At 39.7% G+C, this 4515-nt stretch carries 5 protein-coding genes; 1 reads left to right on the top strand and 4 read right to left on the bottom strand.

What is annotated here, in order from left to right; translation table 11 throughout:
• Positions 1-369: 369 nt before the first annotated feature.
• Genes I6E82_RS19735 through rph form a run of 3 tightly spaced genes read right to left on the bottom strand, consistent with a single transcriptional unit; the run spans position 370 to position 2183 of the window.
• Complete coding sequence (locus I6E82_RS19735; protein WP_007583384.1) at positions 370-750, bottom strand: diacylglycerol kinase; 381 nt, start codon at positions 748-750, stop codon at positions 370-372.
• Between the two features lie 56 nt (positions 751-806).
• A complete protein-coding gene (gene pyrE, locus I6E82_RS19730; protein ID WP_007583381.1) occupies positions 807-1451 on the bottom strand; it encodes an orotate phosphoribosyltransferase in 645 nt (214 codons plus the stop codon).
• A gap of 18 nt (positions 1452-1469) precedes the next feature.
• The gene (gene rph, locus I6E82_RS19725) at positions 1470-2183 is read right to left on the bottom strand and encodes a ribonuclease PH (RefSeq protein ID WP_002958890.1); all 714 of its coding nucleotides are present in this window, start codon (positions 2181-2183) and stop codon (positions 1470-1472) included.
• Between the two features lie 179 nt (positions 2184-2362).
• On the opposite strand from rph, the gene I6E82_RS19720 reads away from it, so the two are divergent.
• Positions 2363-3223, top strand: a complete 861-nt coding sequence (locus I6E82_RS19720; protein WP_197118527.1) for a YicC/YloC family endoribonuclease — start codon at positions 2363-2365, stop codon at positions 3221-3223.
• A gap of 606 nt (positions 3224-3829) precedes the next feature.
• On the opposite strand, the gene I6E82_RS19715 is transcribed toward I6E82_RS19720, so the two are convergent.
• A partial coding sequence (locus I6E82_RS19715) for an EF-Tu/IF-2/RF-3 family GTPase (RefSeq protein WP_269435153.1) occupies positions 3830-4515 on the bottom strand: 686 nt, incomplete at its 5' end.

Raw genomic sequence — 4515 nt, 5'->3', positions numbered from 1 at the left:
GCCCACACAGATGATTGCTTTATATTGTTAAAGAACGTTTTGAGTCGCTTTAGCGTCTCAAGGGATGCGAATAATACACCCTTTATTTTTCGAGTCAACACTTAGTTTTAAACTTTCTTTTGGAAGATTTAAAACCGAAGTTTTATTTAACTCTCTGAGTAGTTCGCTCCTCGCTATGCGTTGGCGTTTCCCGTCTCAGTGGGGTCGCATTATAGGGAGATCCGAAAACAGATCAACCCTTTTTTTAAGAAAACTTGAAATAATGTGCTGTTCGCTGAGTATTTGAGCTAAACACGTTAAAAACACAACATAACTAGCAAATTATTAACAACTAAAGGTGTTTAAACTTCACAAATATTAAAAGTGAGCTTAAACGATCTTCATATAAAGACTTACACCCCATATGATCAATACGATCGTTAATGAAAGTGTTACGGCTGCAGATCCCATATCTTTGGCTCTACCTGACAATACATGCAATTCTGTACTTACTCGATCTGTTAATGCTTCAATGGCAGAGTTTAGCAATTCAACTATTAGAATAATAAGCAGTGAGCTAATTAGTATTGCCCAGTGTAATAATGATGAAGCAAGCCAAAATGAAGTGGGGAATAATATAAGGCTTAGTAATAGCTCTTGTCTAAATGCAGCTTCTTCTTTAAATGCTGCTTTAAAGCCAAGATAGGAGCAATAGGTTGCTTTGAAAACGCGTTTGAGGCCTAAGCCATTTGGTTTTAATACATCTTTCATTAATAAACTCTATGAATGAAGGTCAAAATAAAGCCCCGCACTGCGAGGCTTTTTATTTATGCTACGCCGTATTGATCACGGTAAGCTTTAACTGAGGCTAAATGCTCGCCCATCGTCCCTTGGTTTTCAAGGTAACTAATAAGGTCTGCTAATTTTACAATAGAGATTACTTTGGTATTAAAGTCGCGTTCAACTTCTTGAATAGCTGATAACTCGGCTTTACCTTTTTCTTGGCGATCTAATGCAATTAAAACACCACTAAGGTCTGCACCATTTTGTGCAATAATTTCCATGGACTCACGAATAGCGGTACCTGCGGTAATTACATCATCAACTAGCATTATTTTGCCATTGAGTTCTGAGCCTACTAATGTACCACCTTCACCGTGTGCTTTTTTCTCTTTACGGTTAAAACAGTACGGTACATCTTTATCATGGTGATCTGCTAATGCAACTGCCGTCGTTGTCGCGATTGGGATACCCTTATACGCCGGGCCAAATAGTACATCGTACTCTATCGCTGAATCTTCTAGTGCTGATGCATAAAAACGACCTAAACGTGCTAAGTCACGACCTGTATTAAACAAACCGGCATTAAAAAAGTAAGGACTTATGCGCCCAGACTTTAAAGTAAACTCACCAAATTTTAATACCTGCTTCTCTAGAGCAAATTCTATAAACTCTTTTTGATAATCTTTCATATCTAGTGGCCTACCTATTTATGCTAATGCTTGCTTTTGTACGTCAATGATTTCACGAATAGAATGTTTAGCTAAAGTAAGTAACTCATCTAGCTCATCAAACGAGAAAGGTTCGCCTTCGGCTGTACCTTGAATTTCTATAATTTTACCTGTTTCGGTTAAAATTACATTCATATCAGTTTCTGCTGCTGAATCTTCAATATATTCTAAATCGCTAATTGCTTGGCCTTTGTATATACCTACTGAAATAGCCGCAATCATATGTTTAAGTGGGTTTGAATTAATCATACCCTTGGCACGCATATGCGTTAGCGCATCAACAAGTGCAACACATGCACCACTTATAGAAGCAGTACGTGTACCGCCATCTGCTTGAATTACATCACAGTCGATAGTGATTGTGTTTTCGCCAAGTGCTTTTAAATCAACAGCAGCACGCAGTGCACGTGCAATTAAACGTTGAATTTCCATAGTACGACCGCCCTGCTTACCACGTGCAGCTTCTCGAGCATTACGCGTATGCGTTGCTCGCGGTAACATACCGTATTCAGCATTGATCCAACCTTTACCCTGACCTTTCATGAAACGAGGAACGCCCGATTCGACAGTAGCTGTACAAAGTACTTTGGTGTTACCAAACTCAACAAGTACTGAGCCTTCAGCATGCAAAGTATAATTACGTGTAAATGTAACAGGTCTAATTTGGTTAGGTGTTCTTTCGCTTGGACGCATTGACGATCCCCTTAATTCAGAATTTGCGACATTATAAGTGTATGTGGGTATAGATACCATGCTGATTTAAATAAATAGCTGTATGCAAAATATTCAGTGTATTAAATTTTCCCTAGAGCTTAAGCGGTGTTACGGTATAATCATCGTAATATTGTATTTATAAATTTAGGAAAATATCCATGATCCACAGTATGACAGCTTATGCGCGTCGCGAAATAAAAGGCAATTGGGGAACTGGCACTTGGGAAGTTCGTTCAGTGAACCAGCGTTACCTTGAAACATTTATTCGCGCACCAGAGCAATTTCGTGGCATGGAGCCAGTTATTCGTGAGCGTTTACGCAAACACTTACAACGCGGTAAAGTTGAGGTTTTTTTAAAGTTTGTAGCAAATCCTGCCCATGTTGGTGAGCTATCAATTAACCAAGCCCTTGCTGAGCAACTTATAAATAGCGCGAAATGGGTTCAACAGCAAAGTAATGGCGACATTAATCCTGTTGATATATTACGTTGGCCTGGTGTTATGGAAGCTGAAGAACTTGATATGGATAGCGTTAATACAGCACTAATTGCTGGTCTTGATCAAGTAATCGAAGATTTTAAATCAGCTCGTGGCGATGAAGGTGCAAACCTTGAAGAAATGATAGCAATCCGCCTTGATGCGATTTTAGAGCAAGTAGAAATTGTAGAAACGCACATGCCTGAGATTGCTAAGTGGCAGCGTGAAAAACTGGCTCAAAAGCTAGAAGACTTAACAGCAAACATTGACGAGTCACGCCTTGAACAAGAACTTATTTATCTTGCTCAAAAACAAGATGTAGCTGAAGAATTAGATCGTTTAAAGTCTCACGTTAAAGAAACTAAAAAAATCCTTAAAAAAGGTGGCGCATGCGGCCGCCGCCTAGATTTTATGATGCAAGAATTTAATCGTGAAGCTAACACGCTAGCATCTAAGTCTATCAATAGTGACATCACTACTGCCGCTGTAGAGTTAAAAGTATTGATTGAACAAATGAGAGAACAAATTCAAAATATTGAATAGTTTTCAGCCAATTATGGCATATTCATAACTTATCAAAACCCGGGCTAGGCTCGGGTTTTTTATTAATACCAATAATATTTTGAATGTTGTTACCAAGCATCTTCGTCTAATGTGAGATTCTCACCTCCAAATCACTCTTTATTTTAGTCATTAAAAAGCCCGACTAAGCTCGGGCTTTTTGGTAACAATTAGCTAGGCTAATAATTACGCTTTGAACGTTACTACAACACACCTACGCCTAAAGTAAGAGCGCCACCTTCATATGACACTTTATTCTAGACATTAAAAAGCCCGAGACTAAGCTCGGGCTTTTTGATAACAATTAGCTAGGCTAATAATTACGCTTTGGACGTTACTACAACGCACCTACGCCTAAAGTAAGAGCGCCACCTTCATATGACACTTTATTATAGACATTAAAAAACCCGAGACTAAGCTCGGGCTTTTTGGTAACAATTAGTTAGGCTAATAATTACGCTTTGAACGTTACTACAACGCACCTACGCCTAAAGTAAGAGCGCCACCTTCATATGACACTTTATTCTAGACATTAAAAAGCCCGAGACTAAGCTCGGGCTTTTTGGTAACAATTAGCTAGGCTAATAATTACGCTACGATAGTTGCTACAACACCAGCACCTACAGTACGACCACCTTCACGGATAGCAAAACGAAGACCTTCATCCATCGCGATTGGTGCGATTAGAGTTACTGTCATCTTGATGTTATCACCAGGCATTACCATTTCTACGCCATCTGGTAACTGTACGTCACCTGTTACGTCAGTTGTACGGAAGTAGAACTGTGGACGGTAACCTTTGAAGAATGGAGTATGACGACCACCTTCATCTTTCGAAAGTACGTATACTTCTGAAGTGAATGTAGTATGTGGGTTAATTGAACCAGGCTTAGCTAGTACTTGACCACGTTCAACGTCTTCACGCTTAGTACCACGTAGAAGTGCACCGATGTTTTCGCCAGCACGACCTTCGTCTAGAAGCTTACGGAACATTTCAACACCAGTACAAGTAGAACGAGTTGTATCATTGATACCAACAATTTCTACTTCGTCATTGATGCGGATGATACCAGCTTCAACACGACCAGTTACAACAGTACCACGACCCTGGATTGAGAAAACGTCTTCGATAGGCATGATGAAAGGCTTATCGATGTCACGCTCTGGCTCTGGGATGTAAGTATCAAGTGCGTTTGCAAGCTCAACAATCTTATCTTCCCACTCTTTCTCGCCTTCTAACGCTTTAAGCGCAGAACCAGCAATTAGAGGTAAGT

Source organism: Pseudoalteromonas sp. NZS11 (assembly GCF_015864765.1).
GTDB lineage: Bacteria > Pseudomonadota > Gammaproteobacteria > Enterobacterales > Alteromonadaceae > Pseudoalteromonas > Pseudoalteromonas arctica.
Note: the sequence above shows the minus strand (reverse complement) of the source record. Positions and strands in the feature narration are given on the sequence as shown.